Below are 513 nucleotides of genomic sequence, written 5' to 3'. Positions count from 1 at the left end.
TCGTTTACTTGCTCCGGTAACAGCGCCGGGCTCGTGACCAAACAGCTCACTTTCGAACAGATTTTAGGGAATCGCGCCACAATTTATTGGCACAAAACGATGTAATTTTCGTTGGCTTTCTTTATGCAGGCTGGTAGCCACCAGCTCTTTACCACAGCCCGTTTCACCATAAATAATGACGTTAGTATCAATACGCGCTAGCTTTGCAACTTGTTCACGCAATTGCTGCATGACCCGGCTTCGGCCAATCAGCACTTCCTCGAGCCCACTTACGCTCGCGAGATATTCTTGACGATCTTGCGTTGACGTCTGCGCTCGATAAGTCTCGACCGCTTCCGTCACACGTTGCGAGAGTCGCTCTGGCTGAAATGGTTTCTCAATAAAGTCAAATGCGCCCTTTTGCAACGCACTCACCGCCATATCCACATCCCCATGTCCGGTGATCAGGATAACGGGCGTTTGGATATGATGGTCAATAAGGCTTTCTAAAATCGAGAGGCCATCGCTATCAGG

General features: G+C 49.5%; 1 pseudogene. It reads right to left on the bottom strand.

Going from position 1 to position 513, the window contains the following annotated elements:
* A pseudogene (locus R7Z50_RS31190) lies at positions 1–513 on the bottom strand (sigma-54-dependent transcriptional regulator); the annotation flags it as partial.

This window comes from Vibrio sp. 1249-1 (genome assembly GCF_033340495.1).
Note: the sequence above shows the minus strand (reverse complement) of the source record. Positions and strands in the feature narration are given on the sequence as shown.